This is a genomic window from Vibrio sp. 1069 (genome assembly GCF_033340555.1).
This window is the reverse complement of sequence record NZ_JAWOWP010000011.1, coordinates 16,279-33,553: the sequence shown is the minus strand read 5'-3', so window position 1 is coordinate 33,553 and position 17,275 is coordinate 16,279. Positions and strand designations below refer to the sequence as shown.

Genomic DNA, 17,275 nt, shown 5'->3' with positions numbered 1-17,275 from the left:
AGGTTTACTCATGTTTTCTAACGCCCTTCGCGCTCTGCTGATCTTTACCTTCAGCATGCTATTGGTTGGCTGTGCCCAGCCCTACCCGCAAATTGAACCGGATTTTGAAGCCAATTGGCAAACTACTCAGCATCAAGCCGAAGTTTACTTAATTCCTACCGCTCCAGAAGCCTTTGCTCGTCGCGTTGAGCTGGTAAGAAATGCTCAGCAAAGCATCGATATGACTTACTTTTCTTGGGAGAGTGACACGCTTGGTTTGATGCTACTCAATGAACTCAAACAAGCAGCAGATCGAGGCGTGCAAGTTCGACTCACTCTCGATGATTTATTGGTGTTTAACGAGAAATGGCTTGCTGATCTCAGTGCTCACGACAACATTCAAATCCGTTTATTCAATCCGTTTGATTCACGTAAGTCAGGCTGGATTAGTCGCGCCGTCAACTTCTCTACTCATCAACAACGTTTGGACAATCGTCTGCACGAGAAGTACTTCAACGTCGACCACCAATGGATGGTTCTAGGTGGACGTAACATTGGCAACGACTATTTTGGTTACAGCCGCAAAGCCAACTTCTTTGATATGGATGTCTTGTTCAAAGGCAGCATTATTCGAACGTTCGACCAGAACTACCAACAACTTTGGGACAGCGAGCATGTCACGCCAATAGAAAACATCGTTAACGTTACCCCAAACTATTCCGCGTTTACTAAAGCGCTTAATAAAGGTGAGAAAGACAAAAGCATCATTCTGGCTGAAGTTGAAAAACAGGTTAAACACCTGATCAGTCCCGACTTCATCGCCGCACAAGTCACCCCCGTTTTCGACTCATTAAACAAGTTAGAAAACAACAAACCCTACTTTAGAAAACGTGCAGAACACCAAGTTTGGCAACAAATAACCTCTGCATCCAACGCTGTGATATCAACGCCTTATGTGGTACCAAGTGATGGTGAATTTGCCTTTATTGATACCTTGATGGAGCAAAAAGCGGACATCACGTTAATGACGAACTCGTCTGCTTCTAATGACTCTGGCTTTATTCCGGCTTATTACGAGGAGCACCGCCAAACCTTGTTGAATAAGGGCGTTCATATACTTGAGTACAAAAACCAAGCGAAAAATGATGACCATTACTTCCATGCGGATACTTATTATCACAACAAGACGGTGATACTCGATGATCGGCTGACTTATATCGGCTCATCAAACTTCGACCCAAGATCGGACTTCCTCAATGTGGAATTTGGTGTGTTGGTCCAAAGCGAAGCTTTTGCAGAACATGTCATGCACTACTTAACTCGACAACAAGATGAACTGTTTTGGCGAGTATCTCGAGATAGACAAGGCCAAACTCAGTGGCAATCAATGAATGAGATCCATACTAAGAATCCAAACTATGGTGGATGGCATAAGACACCTAACTGGATATTCAAGAAACTGAATGGTGAGTTCGAACTCTAAACAATCAAGACTTAAAAAGGCTCTCTATCTGCAAGGATGAGAGCCTTTTTAATCCCCGCTAAAACTGCGTTCCGAGCGAAAAGTGAACGCGGAATTGGTCTCCTTGCGGAGCATCTAAACCATAAGCAAAGTCCACTTTGACGGGCACGTATTTTGAATTCCATATCAAACTCAAACCTGTACCACTTTTCCAATCCACCTTATCGTTGAAGGCATCACCAACATCATAAAATGCCCCAAGCCACAATTGGCGGTAGACCTGATATTGATATTCCAGCCCAGCAGTAAACATGTAACGGGCACCCGTTAAATCGCCATTCTCATCTCTAGGAGAGATAGACTCATAACCATAACCACGAAGATTGCCATCACCTCCCGCAAAGAAGCGTAACGAGGATGGAATATCGCTCAAAGTGTCAGCGACATTAATACCGACATTATAACGAAAGTGAAACTTGTGTTTTTCACTAATATCCCATGACAGAACACTATTGCCCTCAACACGCAGCAAACGAGAATCGGAGAAAAAATTAGGGTCTGAGTATTCCAATGAGTAGACGTGACGGTGCTTTACTTCTAATTGATCGTTCTTACGATCAAGCAGTGAAAATGTCACCCCCGGTAATAACAACTGTGATTCGTTATTCTCCGACGCTTGTTGATAACTTTCTTGCAAATAACGAACGTGCATGGTGCTTTGCCAATCACTGTCTAACTGCCAGTGCTTTTCAAACGATAAATCATTAGAAAAACTCGATGTATCTCGATAGTCGACATGCTTAGATTCAAACTGAATCCCGTAGTAATCCGTTAGAACATTTTGTGTGGGAATTTTGTAACCTAGTAATAGCGATTGTTCCGGTTTGGAAGCGTACGCTTGTGCCTCAAAACTGTGCCCACTTGCGTTATACCAAGGCTTGGTCCAGTTTAGCGAAGCGCGTAATCCCAAGTCTGTCGAATACCCACTACCGACTTGCACAATATTGCGTGAATTCGGCTCTGCGAGCACTTCTATCGGCACTTTATAGCCATCGGATATCGCCTCGAAATCCGCTTTCACAATCACACTGCGAAACCAATCAGTACTGGAGAGATCGGCCTGATATTGACTCAATTTCACAGTGTCAAAATCGTCGCCCCTTTCAAATGTTCTCATCGCTTCTATTCGTGCCGTTTCGATACCCGACGTAAGGACAGACAGCTCTCCAAATTGGTAACGAGAACCACTAGAGAAATGCAGATTCACATGGGCTTGATTCACACTAGGAATGACTTCCAAAGACGATTCGATAAAACGTCCATCCAAGTAACCTTTTTGCTGAGCCAATGAAATCAAGTTTCGCTTTAGCGTATCGTACTCAGAATGAAGCAACGGCTGCCCTTGTTTAAGTTGAGCTTGATTAATTAGTTCGATGAAATCCTGGTCGTTACTGGCCTCCCCCGACACAGCAAGGTTAGATTTTTTGACTAACATCACCTCCCCTGCGTCAACCTCAAGCGTGATGAGATCATTCTCTGATCTCTGAACATTGAGCTCGGAATGATAGTAGCCATAAGGGTTTAACGCATTATTAACCATCTGCGTTAGTCGATTTGAGGTAATGTTTGAAACAGAGAGTTTCGTTAGTGGTGTAAGGTGACTTTCAAGATTTTTCTCTAATATTGGTGTTAGCCCTTTGATTTTAAATTGCGCTCCGAGTGCATGATGTAAAGGCATAGAAGCTAAAACTGATATACCTATTATTTGTTTAATGAGAGGAGACACACCGCTACCTAGTTTAGCAATACACTCGACAAGGTTAATGATGGAATGGCATATCAGTTAATCGCGTTTGTAGGATTGCTCCCTACGAAATCCTCTCGAAAATTCACGTTTCACAAGTAGATACTTTGAACGATAAATTGGCTCAAGCTAGGAGGTGGCAAATCATGCGGTCTGAAATAGGTATACTGTTTGTCAAAAATACAAAACCCAACGCTGTATGGATCTCATCAAGCGTTGGGTTACATTGATAATGTGTTTTTTAATCTAAAAAGCGGTCTGTTAGTAAAACTAGATCGAAGAACAGTTTCCTTTTTCTGCCATGTCTACTTTTAGTACTTCTGCTTTACCTTTGCTTTCGTCTACGAGTTCCACGCCCGCACCACCAACAAATACACCCATTTTAATGTATTGATTAACGAAATAGTTACGGCCCTCTTCCGTTAAGATAGTTAAGTGATTTTCAGAAAACTCAGACTCTGTACTTACTTGATGTTCTTTATTGCCTTCGACCTCATGGTAGAAGAATACACCAGGAGCGGTTTCACCAATACATTCCCCATCGACGTAAACATACTTTTTAAGCGCTGCTCCGACAAAAGCATCTTCTCGGTAAATGTAAATCCCTGCGTTCCCCTTTTGAGGTGCTTCAAATGATTTCATTTGATTTGATACTGTCGAATCAACAGTAGGAACAGAAGCACAACCTGACAAACCCAAAAGGAATGCGGAACACAGAATTACTTTATTTTTCATGTTATTAACCTAGCTACGATAAAATCGCGCCAACCATACTATAAATAAATACGTTCACTTATTGGTATTTTTGAAATTTGTGATTCAACCTATGCAATAGCACTCATTTAACGTATGGATTGAGCAAACATTAGCCATATAATAATCACGAGAATAAAATACCCCGTATCTAACGATCACTAAATGCCACTTTACTCGCTAGACTGATAAGTAGAATACCTGAAACACCTTCAAGAGTTCTTGCATAACGCTGAGAGTGTGGACGACTAAATACCCAATTACCCACAGAGGCGTACAAAACGTTACATGTCGTCGCAAGTACGCTGAACAGCAAGCCAAGTACTAATAATTGCATTGATGTTGAGCTTGCAGACGTATCAATAAATTGAGGCAGAAACGAGAGAAAGAATAGCGCTACTTTTGGATTCAAGACGCTGACGATAACCCCCTGAACAAACACATTTTTATTATTATCAACATTTTTGTTTTCAACGATTTTATTTTCTCCACGCCACATGGACAGTAATGACTGAACACCTAAATAAACTAGGTAAGCGGCCCCTAACCATTTAACAACGCTAAAAGCCAAAGATGAACTCAGAATTATTGCTGACAAACCTAAACATGCCGCTAGTGTATGAAAAAAGTAACCAACACCAAGCCCCAGAGCCGCTTTCAGCCCAGCAGATAATTTACCTTTCATTGTATTGGAAACAATATAAATTACATCAGGTCCAGGAATCATGTTGATAGCGAGACAAGCGACAACAAATAATAATAGTGAGTTTGAATCCATTCTTTTCTCCAAATTAACGTCTTGCGGGATAACATTTCATCGAACTACAAGTAATGCAACGTCCAAGTTTCAATTGGTTATATTTCGTATTAACAACACGTTACTAATACTACAGCACTGCGCGAAGAGCACAATCATGAACAGTGATACGAATTAAATTATGGGCCTTTGTTAGCCCTTTGAATGATAATATTTAGCATCATTTGGTTGTAAGCTTTTTCTAGCCAGCAGCTCTTATGGAAGTTAACAAATCGGCTACTTAGTATACTTAATAGACCGTCAAATCAGATAGATTATCTATTCTTATTTCTTCAAGCCTTTTGTGCTTCATTTTCCTGCCTCACTAAGCAGCAACTTAATACTTGCTACACCAAAAAATAACGCGAACACGCCTTCAAAAACTGCTTTGGATCTGAGATAGGTTTGTCTGACCTTTTTATGCGCGAAAAGAAAAGCATAGCCAAAGAAAACCAAAGCACTAACCAGCCCCACAACAAAAATGACCGACAACAATTCCAACGGACTGGCCGTAGGAGGAACCCCTATCGAATAAAGCGCACCAAAAAACAGAATAGCCTTTGGGTTAGTTAAGTGAATTAACACTCCGGTTAAGTAGTTACCCTTCTCTGTCGTTACGTATGTTTTGGGTAACTTTAGCTGCTCGATGTTGCAGGCAGAATGTACAGACTTTAAAGCCAAATATAAAAGATAAAATGCCCCACAATATCTAAGAATTTCAAAAAGCCAAACATTGCTATAGAGTATGGTTGCGAGACCAAAAGCGGCTGAGGTTGACCAAAATAAAGACCCCGTTAAAACACCTGCAGCCAAATACCCACCAAAGCGCCGACCGTGGTTCATTGACGTGCCTGCTATCGCAAGAGTTGCAGGTCCGGGGCTAGCGATGGCAGCGATAGCTGATACGACAATCAGTGAATAATTTATCTCTTCCATTTTTACTCTAAGCCTCCAAATGGAGTTTTATCAACACTTATCGCAGAATAGTCTATTGAACGTACATCAGAAGCGTAATACTGATTAAAACACCAAGTGTCACGAATCGAGTTGAGATTCTTTGGTATTTTACTGCTCCAAAATAACATCAAATCCGCCATAAATGAGACGCTTTCCATCAAAGGGCATTGGGTTATTATCTGGACTCATTCGAGGATCACCCATGATCCGCTGCCACCCTGAGTCCCGAACTTCTTTTGAAGGCCAGACTACCCACGAAAACACAACGGTTTCGTTGCTTTCAGCGTTAACTGCCATGGGAAATGATGTGATCTCACCATCTGGTACTTCACTCCCCCACGTCTCAACAACCTTTAAGGCCCCAAACTCCCTGAACATTTCTGCTGCTATTTTTGCGTGTGCGATATACTTTTCTTTATTCGCTGTCGGTACTGCAGCGACAAAACCATCAATGTATGACATAAGTAAACTCCTTTCATTGGAGTTATAACCATAGCTCAATAAAAAGAATGCACATGATGCCAAACCATAGGAGCAGGTACGTAATACAGCTTGAGAGCTACATTCCTAGCTTGGACTTTATATACATATTTGAAAGGTATGTGTTTGGATCAAGCTTAGTTAGCATATTTATAATCTCCAAAACACTCGAATACTCAATACGTTCCTCTTCAGCATGCCCGATCCCACCTATTGTAAAATGAGTAAAGCGGTAATCACGATAAACGTTTTGCAGCTGGCTAGAAATATCTTTGAGTAATCTTTTACTGAGGGCGAATGCAGGGTATTCACTACTTTCTGAAAGCTCTGCTGTAGAGCCAATAGATACAATATTGCATTTATCGTTAAGTGAACCTAAAGCGTTAATCTCATTGACTAAATTAAGATACCCAATCGGGCCAACATTCATAAACTCAATCAGTTCGCTTGTTGTCAATTCTGAAGACTCTCCCCACATCGACGCCAAATAAACGATGATGTCAAACTCTACACCTTTGAAGCACGTATAATCTGGCTTTTTACCGGGATCAACGTCAATACAAACAGAAGCGACTCCCTCCTCAACTAGCTTTGATCTAGAAACCGCATAAATATCTGTACCCTGTAAGTTCGTAGCCAAGAACCTTCCTAGCACCTTACTACCTCCAACAATTAAAATCTGCATAACCCTATTCCTTGATTAAGGTTGTCTTTCATATTGTCCGTCAAACTGTTCATTAGGCATCACTTTAACGTTTCTATTGCCCTACTTAGTTCTATCTTCAATTTCATCGAATGGTTCAACTGAAATACGCTCTGCAATTTCACTCATCTTCTTCATTTTTTCTGGGTTACTAGTTCCCCAAAACCGCTCCCAGTCTTCACGTGTTCGCCACTTGGCAATAGTTAAAACCTTTTCCGGTACATCGTAAGAACGAAGCATAAAACTACCAAGCGCCCCATCTACTGACTGATGAATTGAATCTGTCGTCGAACGCCATATATTTTGAAACTCATCCATTTTTTCACTTGGCACACGCCATTCATACACAACTCTAAACATAACACTTCCATTAAAATTTCTAGATTTAATACGGCAAAGTATCAAGAACACTAAGCCAGGTTAATAGATGAATAAAGCAACATAGTAGAGCGTAGAGCAATCTAAAAAACAAAGCGTAAACGCTCTAAATCACTCCGATTCGATTAGTCATGCACACATTCAAAGATTTCGTATTGCCGTTTAACATTGGCTGTTACTTTTCCCCAATGTGAGGCTTGAACTCTTTCCTGATGTTGTTTAAAAGAGGCTTTGTCGACGAACTCCTCATAGACATCAAAACGAAACGGATTAGTCGAGCTTTGAGTCACAAGAAAAGTAAGGCAGCCCGACTCTTCTAACGTGAGCCTTTTGTGAATTATTAACTCATGTTTTACTAATTCTAAATCCTTTTCCGGAACTAAAATAAAGCCTTTCAATGTAACTTTCGACATATCATCCTCCCGCCCCTATCGTGTAGCGTTTCGTTAAGAAGTAGCCAACACGCCCTCAATCTCAACCATCATATCGCAAATGTGAATCTCACCATGAATTAAAATGCCACGTGTTAGGAATCTATTTCTAATGCCCTATCGACCTACGAACATAAGGTTATCTCTACCCTTTCTTTGCCTTTACCGATGTTCTTGCGTTTTAATTGAATTTGGCCGACTTCTGATGTGCGCTTTAAGTGAGTGCCACCGCAAGGCACTTGCGCAAACCCATCCACTCTCCAATACCTTCTTTCACTCTCTTGATCGGAAAAGTCACTAATAATGACTGAATCAGAGTTAATCAAATCTTGCACATCAGTTTCAATTTCTTTCAATAGCGGGCCAATACTTTCAGACCACTCGAAATCTATGCGACTCTTATTTTCAGAAATATGCGCGCCTATCTTAACAATGCCTTCCCGACGCTGATAAAACATCTCGAGCACCACTTCAGCCGCAAAGTGTAGCTTCATTAAGGCGTATCTACGCTTCCAATCAATATTCGTAGTTACAATGTCACCAAGAGTAAAATTTGGAGAGGATTCCAATGTGTAAATAAGTCGAACACCTAACTTTTGAGCAATCAAAACCGGAATACCATTAATCGTTCCTTTATCACTCTCTTGGCCTCCAGACTCTGCAAAGAAGATAGTCTGGTCCAATTCAACCTTATTTCCGTCTACATTGCTCACTCTTGAGTTAAGTTCTGTTTGGTAGGGATTAACCCAAAATAATTTCTCGCTCATGCTGCTATCCTTGCAGTAAGTCCTATCTTTGATAGTACATTCAGTGACCACCAAGTCAATTCAAGAAACCTCACCGTCAAATGTAAGGCTGTGTATAGAGCACGAGCAGGCTAGACCTATTAGATGCGTTTAAGGCCGGATACTAAACGCTGTCTAGGGGTTTAGCTAACAACCCGTAAATTGCGGAATCTGAGACTACTCCATTCACTTCCCAACGCTGCCTTAGGAAACCTTCCTTTATAAAACCTAACCGTTCCAAGACTTTACCTGAAGAAGCATTGTCTGGATCTATCTCAGCCTCGATTCGACGTAGATTCAGTGTTTTGAATGCGTGTTCGATTAATGCAGTTCCCGCCTCTAATACAATGCCTTTACCCCAGAAATGACGACTAACGCCAAAGCCAATTTCTGCGCGCCTAGACTCTTTCACGTGATTAAACAGCATTATCTTACCCAGAAGTTGGCCATTGCTCTTTAGGAAGATGCCTAGTGTCACTTCTGTATTGCTATTCATGGCCTGTGTACTCTTGGCTATAAATGTCCGCGCTTCTTCAATTGAAACCCAAGGGCCAGTGTTCCAATATTTCATGACCTCATGGTCTGAGAAGATATCAAACAATTCGCTTGCATCATCTTCAACTAGCTCTCTTAGAATTAATCGTTCCGTTTCAATCTTTGTTACTAACATTTTGGAGCCAGCCTTTTGGTTTGTTATTGGTGACGAAAATACAATAAAAGTGTGAGACACGTAATACAAATGATTTCGTATGAGACTTTTAAACAAGCTCAACGCACGGTAAAAGCGCCACGTGTCACGATTCTATATTGAAGCAAATTTTAGACATTCAAGTGCGTCAACAAGTAACCGCTGAACGCATCAAAGCTTGGAGTGAGTTGATCATAAGTCCTAAACTCAGGCTCAAAATAGTCCATATACTTTATTATCGCTTAGTGACGATTTCCTTCAGTACTCTGGCTGGGTTGCCACCAACAACGACATTGTCTCTAAAACTCTTTGTAACGACTGCGCCAGAGGCTACCACCACGTTGTTCCCAAGTGTTACGCCAGGGTTGATTACGGCATGGCCACCTATCCAACAATTGTCACCAATGTTTATGGGCTTTGCTAGCTCTAAACCACTGTTCCTCTCGATAGGATCTAAGGGATGAGTCGCAGTATAAATTCCAACTTGAGGCCCAAGTAAACAGTTATCACCAAACTTAACTTCCGCAACATCCAAAATCACACAACCAAAATTAGCGTAAAAATTATCTCCAACGTGAATGTTGGATCCGTAGTCGCAATTGAAAGAAGATTCAACATGAATATCGTCACCTGTTGTACCGAACAAGCGCTTAGTTATTTGAACTCGCTTTTGTTTATGCTCAACAGACGTGGCATTCAATTTTTCAGTTAGTAACCTAGCGCTCAACCTTAACTTTAATAACTCTTCATCACTTGGGTCATAAAGCTCACCTGCTAACATTTTCTCTTTTTCTGACATAAAACTTGGACTCCAATACCAATTTTCTTACAACGCTACATTAAGTATGTGAGTAACGCTACCTCCTAAGCGAGGCTGTTCCACCACGAAAACAAAGCCCGACTTGAACCCTAGTCCTCAGCGTTAACAATTTTTTCAACAAACTAGTGCACTACCACCACCGTTCTCACTAACTTATCACCGAGCCGTTGCCTCTTTTTACCAAGAATGAAAATTGAGTCAATAAAACCTAAGAATGGAGTAATAACATTTCGAAAGAGCGACTGAAAAATATTGCACTTTTTACCCGTTCTTGCACTTATAACTGCAATGCCCAAAAGTTTTTTACCCACACTTTGACCATTTGGTAAACAATCAGAAAAAAGGTAATACGATACAGTCGCAGTTACTGCTGTAGCGCGCACAAGCTCTTTTTCAATACCGATTTCTAAGCCGCCCCATAAAACGAGCGTAAAAATGCTAAAACTGACAAAAAGATCAATAATTTGTCCAACACACCTAACTCCCGGACTAGCCAAAACGTAATTTTCTAGAGTAAATTTTCCTGCATTTTTCATTTTAAAATTTGGACTAACAATTGTTTATTTGTGAACTAACGCTATTGAGACAGTAACATCCCCACTAAACCTAATCCATACTTCCGTAAAGCACGGTCGAACCTGATTTTGCTATCTTTTCAATATATTACCACGCTCGTTCTAAAGGCTAGATTGGTAATATTTCAACATCTCTTCTTGATTAAGCGCTTTACTTTCTAACTTTTGTTGATCTTTAAAGATTTGAGCTAATGAAGGGAGAATTGAGCGATTTACTTTATAGTCATCAGACCAAAGTTTCCCTCTCATCACCGCTTTCGCACAATGAAAATACATACTCTCTATGACTATTTTGATAACAACCTTAGGATCTTTACTTCCATCGGGGCAAGCAGATATCAAGTTGGCGTCGGTGTGAATACTTGCGATTCCTTTAATACGGAGCACTTCATCAATACCATTTACCATCAATAACAACCCTACCTTGGGGTTACTAATGATATTTTTTAGACTATCGATACGATTGTTCCCCGAGCTATCAGGGAGCAACAATGTTGATTCATCTAAAACTTTTACGAAGCCAGGCTCTCCTCCTTTAGGAGAGAGATCGATATACCCTTGTGAATCAGCGGTACTTAGAACTGCAAAATGGCAATTATTAATTAATGTAATCGCATGAACATCCAGCACAGGCAGAGCTTTATTTTTAGCTCTCGCACTTGGCTCTGCGTAAATTTCTTTTAACTGCTCTATTGTGTTAATTTCACTCATTCAATGTTATTCCTTCACTATCGTATAATACTTTGCTTGTAAGCAAGCAGTAACTCTGACTTCTTGTATAGGCACTCGACCTAACTCATCGTAAAAATACTACGAGTACAAGTTATCTCTTTAATGCCTTGTTATCTAAAGATTTAAAGTTTTTCACTAAACTCCCCACACTGCTTACACTTATAACCATGCTTGTAAAAAAACAGTGGAAAACCCAGTAAAATAAAAACTAAGAAAGCTGGGCGTTTACCTTTTGTAAATGCAAATAGATCTTTACTACCACATTTAGGGCAAACGTCTTTTTCTTCATCAACGTCAACTTCATTTCCCAATGATTCTGAGAAATCGCTACTAAGTATTTTTTTCGCATCTTCTGCATCACTTTCGGCCACCATCAGACGGACGCCGCCTATTGCATTTGAATAAAGCCACTGAGTATTTACCGTGTGCTCGTCAGCGATGTAACTTTCTATTCCGACACTATCTAGGCTTGCTCTCGCAATATGAGCTTCATGAGGAAAAGAAAACCTTGCTACTACAATCACATATTACTCCTTGTGGGAAAGCGCTCTCGTAACGTATAAGAAACGCTAATTGGAAATGCCATGTATGGTACGCTAGCCTGAACCGTTTGTTGTACCTAATCACCCAACCACAACTATTGAAACTACATCGACATCAAAACCATATGAAAAAATAACGGCAAACAAACAGCCACATGAGCCATGTCGGTGCTTGATACATTTTTCAACTTTATCACGAGCACGACCATAACCCACACTGTAGCGGACGCTAAGCCTAGATAATTATCTAAGTCATTGTAATAATCATACTTATCAAGGAAAGATAGAAAATTACTCTCTTTAGTTTCCACCGCCTTTCTAAGCACCTCATTTGCAATTGAGCAATAGTATTTCGAGAAACTCAGGAGAGTAAACTGAACGAGTGTTGCTACTATTAAAAATATCTTCATATTTACATCACCGCATAATGCCCCGCTAAGAGATGAGTAATTCAATACAGAAGCCACTAAAAATCATCTTAATCACTCAACGTATTGCGCCGTAAAAATACCACACGTTGCGAATCAACTTTGAGCAGTTTGTTATAACTCTGATTTCGCATTAATGTATAGCTTATGAACATCGTCTGAATTAGAAAAGTCTATACAGTAGGCCAATTTGATCACGTTACCATTTTTTGATTTGTAAATAGCCATATCATATTTTTCCAATAGCTCGCTAACCCCAAAGAATGACTCCAAAGGAAGCTCGGAAAACTCTCTGTAGCCTTGCATCGCCGTTATCGCATCTTTCGCAACAGCTGATCCTTTGTAATTAGTCGCAATGCAAGATGAGAGAGCGAAGTTTTTAAACAGTTGCTCATCGCTTTGAATACTTAGTGGATTCGCGGCCTCTCCTACACTACAAAGAGCAATACTTATGCTGGTTACTAGTACTCTACATTTCATAAATTAAACCTTTTGCTTCCTAAGAGTTACAGCACATTATTAAGGAGTGAGTATCACAATACAAAACTGCCCTACATCACTTAAATCAACTCATAGTGAAAATGCCATGTGTAACCACTCTTGTTGTGAACCAATTATTAGCCCACTACAGACTAATACATATACCCTAACCAATCTATATGACCAAAAGCCCAAGTTTTTCCGCTGATAGGTTTAACATATAAATCATCTAGTTGCTCTACAGCAACACCGTAATTTTTATGTTCGTGAACTCGCAACCAAGAACTTAGAGAGTTAAGGCGCTGATAACCATTAGCCAGATAAAAACGCTCCAAAACGGAGACTAAAATGATGAAGTCGACATCTTTAGTGGACGCATACTCGCTGAGTTGAGACAACATTGTTGTGCCAATACCTTGTCTTTGAACTGTGCTCTCGACGCAAAAGTCACTCACACCTAATACTTTATAAATTTCATCACCAACGCGAACAACTCTGTAGTCTAATCCCATGTAACCAACTAACTGATCACCTTCGTAATTCAGAACTCTCATATGCGGGAGTTGCTTATATTAAGAGCGAGTAACTTGGTGTTCAGGAAACGACTTGTTTCTAAGAGCTTCAATTGCATTATGCTGCGCTTTAGATAACTCGATTTCTGGGTAAATATCCATATTTGACCTTTGAGTATTAATGACCTTTTGGAGTTGAGCAACGCAATACAAAAGCCGCCGCATACCGATTTAATCACTGAGCTCAACGCCCAGTTAATGCCACGAGTTGAGAATCAATATTAGACAGTTTGTTAGTTTACATTTCGCACGAATCACGCGATTTAATTAAATTGAACATTTCATGCGATATATTATGATCTAACTGTACACTCAATTGGGAACTGGCCATGCATACATTAACAGCCAATGATGCCAAACAAAATTTCGGCGAACTACTTCTAAGCGCACAACGCGAGCCAGTAAAAATCAGCAAAAACAGTAAAGATACTCTGCTATCAGGGTTTCAGATGCTAGCTGATAATCCAGATTTAGGAAGAAGTTGTGACGAGATGTACCCAAATGGCTTTTATTTCCCGATAGGAAAACACACAGCTTGTTTCACCAAAGAAGATAACTTTATCTTAGTTGTTGCTGTATTAGGTCAATCACAGCTACCCCAGAATCATCTGAAATAACACGATTTTCACCTTAGAAGCATAATTAGGGTGAGAGTTTATCCATGTAAACTAACGCCGCATTAAGGTGTGAGCAACGCTACCACGAAACTTAACCAGACCACCATAAAGACAAAACCCAACGATGGAGTGAAAAATGCCATGCGTTGGGAATCACTCTTAAATGCTTTGTTATTTGAATTTATTATGGGCTACTCTACTTCGATGAAATCATCATCACACTTACCACCATGTTGTTTCTTGTATTTTTCAAACTCTATATCTGTTTCTAAGTCACCAGTAGGCCAACCAGCATCTAGTTGTGTCAGCATGTCAGATATTGGCGACCAGCCGACAATATCAGAAGTCGTTTTATTCAACCAACATTTACCATCCCAATATAAGTAGTCATACGAGCCAAAACCACTAAGATGTCTTATTGCAACTAAGTAGACACCAATTTCGCTAGGCTCTGTACCCTCAAACCATGTAGCTTTGATCTTAACTTTACTCATTATTTCTGATTCCTAAATGCTTCCACCTTATCAATTAACCAACTCATAGACTCGGGTCTTCTCGCCGGCGCATGAGCACCATCCACCAAGAAATCGATTATAAAGTAAGTATTGATGCATGTAGCATCCTCAGTATAAATTAAGACACTATCACTTGTATTAATATAGCCAAGTTTTAGCGTTTTAACTTTATCTAGTATATGAATATGCATTAACCCAACATCTTCTGCTGCAGGAGCTGGTCTATGATATGGGACTTCTTTACCAAAATATGATATCTGATGACCTTGCTTGTGACGGCTTAAAGTCATGAATTAATAAATCTAGGTCTTTGTTAAGTTTTCTTTCCTCACTGAGAACCCTAGTTACGTATACTTTGACCTCCATGTTTAAACCGTTTCTCTTTTATTTGACTTCTACAAATTCAGTGAAACTTTCACTTTGCCTATCTTTAGCACGCTCAAAGCTCCTTTTTGCTCTATTTATAGCAACATAATGAGAGGGGAAAGTTTCCTGTTTTTTCGCCTTAGATCTTGATTTTTATTTCATTTTTACTCCTTTAACGTTAAATATCTAAATCTAAATTCCAATAACGCTCTGTTAAGGTGTGAGCAACGCAATACAAAAGCCGCCGCATACCACCTTAAAAACTAAAACCAACGCATAGTGAAAATACCACGCGTTGCGAATCACTCTGAAACAGTTTGTTAGTTGATGTGACTTCAAATATTACACTAGCCACAGAATATAGATGCCTTATCAGGAACAATATATGCAACTCAATCTACAGTAAGGGGTGGCCATGGGAAAACCCACAGCAACAATAACATCAATGCACATCTGCCTCAAAGTCACCGCTAAAATTCCGCATGTGGGCGGCCCTGTTGTCGTTGGTTCACCCAATGTTAAAATTGGTGGGTTACCTGCGGCTCGAAAAGGGGACCGTCTTGTTTGTGTTGGTCCACCAGATTCCATAAGCCAAGATTCTAGTTTGGTGTTTATCAATGGAAAGCTCGCAGTTCGTATGGGGGCACGGAACGGCTCACGGCAGTAAAATAGTAATTGGAAACCCAACAGTGCTCGTAGGAGACAGTGGCAGTCAAGCTTCTACGCCAAAACCTAAAAGTGCTACAGGCTCTGCGACACAGACAAACTCACTAACTAATGATTCAGTTGGGAATATTCCCCGTGAGCAGAAACCAATTGTTAAGGTTAGTGCAGGACAAGCTTCAGGCATAAAAGGGAAACAGAGATCGTGGGCGATCGAACTAGAACCTCCTGAACCGAATACTCTATATGAGGTAACCTCAACTCATGAAGGAAGCCCAGTAACGTACACCTACGAAACCGACGCACAAGGTAGAACAATACGAATAACGGGGAAACTGCAAAAGTCTCCCATTAAAAATCAAGCTATGCGTGATAAACTGCACCGTAATTCATCTACTCAATCAAAGTATGGAGGGGATGACCCAAACTATGATGGTGGTCACTGGCACTTGATGAAGGAAAATACGTGGAAGTAGATATCCGAATTAAGTATGGTAAAGGAGAGACACAGTCCAAACTTATTTCAAAGTGGACTGTAAATGGTGGCTCCACCAATCGTTTGGTATTTAAGAATTAAGGTAAATTTATGTTTTCATCAGCGGAAGAAATTTATAACCATATTGGAGGAGCTATCTCGGAGGTGGTTCCCGAACAGTGGTGTGTAGCTTGGGTTGACATTGCTATGAACCTTTCTACTAGAGCGGTATATTTTCAAGACCGGTACTTAGTAGATGCTAACTCAGATGATGTGAAGGATCTCGACATCTATAGTTCTGATAACATTGAACTTGATGATGCCTTTAGTGACTTATTTGATTTAATGTCTAGTAAAGAACAGAGCAAGCCTTGGAATAAAGCTCGTTTTGTTGTTCATCCTGACGGTGATTTTAAAATTGAATTTAAATGGGATGAGGATTGGGCATGGTTAAGTTCATTAGCTCCAGATAAAGATATATATCCTGATAGCGAAACTATGCAATTAATTGAAACATGGGATGGCCTTGGTGAAAATGCTTACCGCCCTTGGTTTGATCCGGATTCAGCCATGTTTAAAAAAGACTAACACAAACTTTTAATAAAACTCCACAACCACTTACGAAATGAAGTAAGTGGTTGTGGCTTCAATCTAAAAGACCTAGCTTATCACCTAACGCCCAATTAAGGGGTGAGTAACGCAACACCTATGTCACAGCAGACCACCTTAATCACTGAACTCAACGCATAGTAAAAATGCCACGCGTTACGAATCCCTCTTGAACAGTTTGTTAGTTGCAATTTTTACCCACTTCAGCTGAACAAGTGATATCGATCGTAGGGCTCAACAGACAAACATGACAATGCTTTTCCACCGCTTCTCCTTGAGCTGATCGCAAAATGTCAGACTCTTTAAAACCACTGCCATTTACTGTAAAGTGTAAGTTTGCCGATTTATATAAACGAGGCTCTGATTCTGTTAGGGCGAAAGTAACCGTATTTTCTAGGCCTTTAACTTCAACACCTTGATCTTGCAGTAACAAGACGACATCCGTAGCACTCCATGAACCTAAAGCCGACAATAGAATTTCCGTTGGGCAAGAGGCTTTCTCAGTTGTAGCGTCAACATTAAACGTAAAGCCGTCTTCAGCTGACACTTTAAAACGACAATCACCATCCACTTTATATTAATACTCATACTTCCCTACTTTTTGATGTCACTATTGTTGATTGCACTTAACGCCTTATTAAGGCGTGAGCAACGCAATACCGAGT

The 17,275-nt window shown here is 40.3% G+C and carries 22 protein-coding genes and 3 pseudogenes; 6 read left to right on the top strand and 19 right to left on the bottom strand.

The genetic code is table 11. The annotated features are described in order from the left end of the window. The first annotated feature begins 10 nt into the window (after positions 1-10). Positions 11-1,462, top strand: coding sequence for a phospholipase D family protein (locus R7040_RS16300; RefSeq protein ID WP_318081243.1), 1,452 nt, complete (start codon positions 11-13; stop codon positions 1,460-1,462). A 58-nt stretch (positions 1,463-1,520) separates the two neighbouring features. Here R7040_RS16300 and R7040_RS16295 read toward each other — a convergent pair whose 3' ends face one another. The 16 genes and pseudogenes from R7040_RS16295 to R7040_RS16220 all read right to left on the bottom strand — a co-directional run bounded on the left by R7040_RS16295 (position 1,521) and on the right by R7040_RS16220 (position 13,467). Then, complete coding sequence (locus tag R7040_RS16295; protein ID WP_411978183.1) at positions 1,521-3,179, bottom strand: autotransporter assembly complex protein TamA; 1,659 nt, start codon at positions 3,177-3,179, stop codon at positions 1,521-1,523. 336 nt (positions 3,180-3,515) lie between these two features. Beyond that, complete coding sequence (locus R7040_RS16290) at positions 3,516-3,980, bottom strand: DUF2846 domain-containing protein (protein WP_005377099.1); 465 nt, start codon at positions 3,978-3,980, stop codon at positions 3,516-3,518. Between the two features lie 169 nt (positions 3,981-4,149). Next, complete coding sequence (locus R7040_RS16285) at positions 4,150-4,776, bottom strand: LysE family translocator (protein WP_167415254.1); 627 nt, start codon at positions 4,774-4,776, stop codon at positions 4,150-4,152. Between the two features lie 327 nt (positions 4,777-5,103). Then, positions 5,104-5,730, bottom strand: coding sequence for a LysE family translocator (locus R7040_RS16280; protein WP_167415255.1), 627 nt, complete (start codon positions 5,728-5,730; stop codon positions 5,104-5,106). 129 nt (positions 5,731-5,859) lie between these two features. Next, entirely contained in the window at positions 5,860-6,213 is a 354-nt protein-coding gene (locus R7040_RS16275; protein ID WP_017821465.1) for a DUF1428 domain-containing protein, read from the bottom strand. A gap of 97 nt (positions 6,214-6,310) precedes the next feature. Then, a complete protein-coding gene (locus tag R7040_RS16270; protein ID WP_318081244.1) occupies positions 6,311-6,916 on the bottom strand; it encodes a hypothetical protein in 606 nt (201 codons plus the stop codon). 81 nt (positions 6,917-6,997) lie between these two features. Next, the gene (locus R7040_RS16265; protein ID WP_025768092.1) at positions 6,998-7,294 is read right to left on the bottom strand and encodes an antibiotic biosynthesis monooxygenase family protein; all 297 of its coding nucleotides are present in this window, start codon (positions 7,292-7,294) and stop codon (positions 6,998-7,000) included. Between the two features lie 143 nt (positions 7,295-7,437). Further along, the gene (locus tag R7040_RS16260; protein ID WP_158173947.1) at positions 7,438-7,725 is read right to left on the bottom strand and encodes a putative quinol monooxygenase; all 288 of its coding nucleotides are present in this window, start codon (positions 7,723-7,725) and stop codon (positions 7,438-7,440) included. Between the two features lie 143 nt (positions 7,726-7,868). Beyond that, positions 7,869-8,510, bottom strand: a complete 642-nt coding sequence (locus R7040_RS16255; RefSeq protein WP_053350311.1) for an alanine--tRNA ligase-related protein — start codon at positions 8,508-8,510, stop codon at positions 7,869-7,871. A 142-nt stretch (positions 8,511-8,652) separates the two neighbouring features. Then, positions 8,653-9,198: a GNAT family N-acetyltransferase gene (locus tag R7040_RS16250; RefSeq protein WP_017634585.1), complete on the bottom strand. Its 546-nt coding sequence runs from the start codon at positions 9,196-9,198 to the stop codon at positions 8,653-8,655. Between the two features lie 253 nt (positions 9,199-9,451). Continuing rightward, positions 9,452-10,015, bottom strand: a complete 564-nt coding sequence (locus tag R7040_RS16245) for a sugar O-acetyltransferase (protein ID WP_047102727.1) — start codon at positions 10,013-10,015, stop codon at positions 9,452-9,454. A gap of 143 nt (positions 10,016-10,158) precedes the next feature. Continuing rightward, the gene (locus tag R7040_RS16240) at positions 10,159-10,572 is read right to left on the bottom strand and encodes an RDD family protein (protein ID WP_258470444.1); all 414 of its coding nucleotides are present in this window, start codon (positions 10,570-10,572) and stop codon (positions 10,159-10,161) included. Positions 10,573-10,713: 141 nt separating this feature from the next. Continuing rightward, complete coding sequence (locus R7040_RS16235) at positions 10,714-11,322, bottom strand: pyridoxamine 5'-phosphate oxidase family protein (protein WP_065274601.1); 609 nt, start codon at positions 11,320-11,322, stop codon at positions 10,714-10,716. Between the two features lie 143 nt (positions 11,323-11,465). Further along, the gene (locus R7040_RS16230; protein WP_053306978.1) at positions 11,466-11,867 is read right to left on the bottom strand and encodes a DUF2007 domain-containing protein; all 402 of its coding nucleotides are present in this window, start codon (positions 11,865-11,867) and stop codon (positions 11,466-11,468) included. Between the two features lie 560 nt (positions 11,868-12,427). Beyond that, positions 12,428-12,793 carry a T6SS amidase immunity protein Tai4 family protein gene (locus tag R7040_RS16225; protein WP_053306977.1) on the bottom strand — a complete coding sequence of 122 codons (366 nt, stop codon included), beginning with the start codon at positions 12,791-12,793 and terminating at the stop codon, positions 12,428-12,430. Between the two features lie 152 nt (positions 12,794-12,945). Then, a pseudogene (locus R7040_RS16220) lies at positions 12,946-13,467 on the bottom strand (GNAT family N-acetyltransferase). 227 nt (positions 13,468-13,694) lie between these two features. Here R7040_RS16220 and R7040_RS16215 point away from each other — a divergent pair. Further along, a pseudogene (locus R7040_RS16215) lies at positions 13,695-13,802 on the top strand (type II toxin-antitoxin system Phd/YefM family antitoxin); the annotation flags it as partial. Beyond that, positions 13,788-13,982 (top strand): annotated as a pseudogene (locus R7040_RS16210) (type II toxin-antitoxin system RelE/ParE family toxin); the annotation flags it as partial. The pseudogenes R7040_RS16215 and R7040_RS16210, both read left to right, overlap by 15 nt. Before the next feature lie 191 nt (positions 13,983-14,173). Here the strand turns inward: R7040_RS16210 and R7040_RS16205 are convergent. Both R7040_RS16205 and R7040_RS16200 read right to left on the bottom strand, forming a co-directional pair. After that, the gene (locus R7040_RS16205; RefSeq protein WP_033907473.1) at positions 14,174-14,476 is read right to left on the bottom strand and encodes a hypothetical protein; all 303 of its coding nucleotides are present in this window, start codon (positions 14,474-14,476) and stop codon (positions 14,174-14,176) included. Continuing rightward, positions 14,476-14,787 carry a type II toxin-antitoxin system YafO family toxin gene (locus R7040_RS16200; protein WP_198039106.1) on the bottom strand — a complete coding sequence of 104 codons (312 nt, stop codon included), beginning with the start codon at positions 14,785-14,787 and terminating at the stop codon, positions 14,476-14,478. Before R7040_RS16200 ends, R7040_RS16205 begins: the two co-directional genes overlap by 1 nt. 491 nt (positions 14,788-15,278) lie before the next feature. Between R7040_RS16200 and R7040_RS16195 the strand changes: the two genes are divergently transcribed. The 3 genes from R7040_RS16195 to R7040_RS16185 all read left to right on the top strand — a co-directional run bounded on the left by R7040_RS16195 (position 15,279) and on the right by R7040_RS16185 (position 16,589). Beyond that, positions 15,279-15,530 carry a PAAR domain-containing protein gene (locus tag R7040_RS16195; protein ID WP_226975280.1) on the top strand — a complete coding sequence of 84 codons (252 nt, stop codon included), beginning with the start codon at positions 15,279-15,281 and terminating at the stop codon, positions 15,528-15,530. Next, positions 15,481-16,002, top strand: a complete 522-nt coding sequence (locus tag R7040_RS16190) for a hypothetical protein (protein ID WP_064354020.1) — start codon at positions 15,481-15,483, stop codon at positions 16,000-16,002. Before R7040_RS16195 ends, R7040_RS16190 begins: the two co-directional genes overlap by 50 nt. A gap of 110 nt (positions 16,003-16,112) precedes the next feature. Then, the gene (locus R7040_RS16185) at positions 16,113-16,589 is read left to right on the top strand and encodes an immunity protein YezG family protein (protein WP_064354022.1); all 477 of its coding nucleotides are present in this window, start codon (positions 16,113-16,115) and stop codon (positions 16,587-16,589) included. A gap of 202 nt (positions 16,590-16,791) precedes the next feature. Here the strand turns inward: R7040_RS16185 and R7040_RS16180 are convergent, their stop codons facing one another. Beyond that, entirely contained in the window at positions 16,792-17,157 is a 366-nt protein-coding gene (locus R7040_RS16180) for an OsmC family protein (RefSeq protein WP_226975281.1), read from the bottom strand. Positions 17,158-17,275 lie beyond the last annotated feature (118 nt).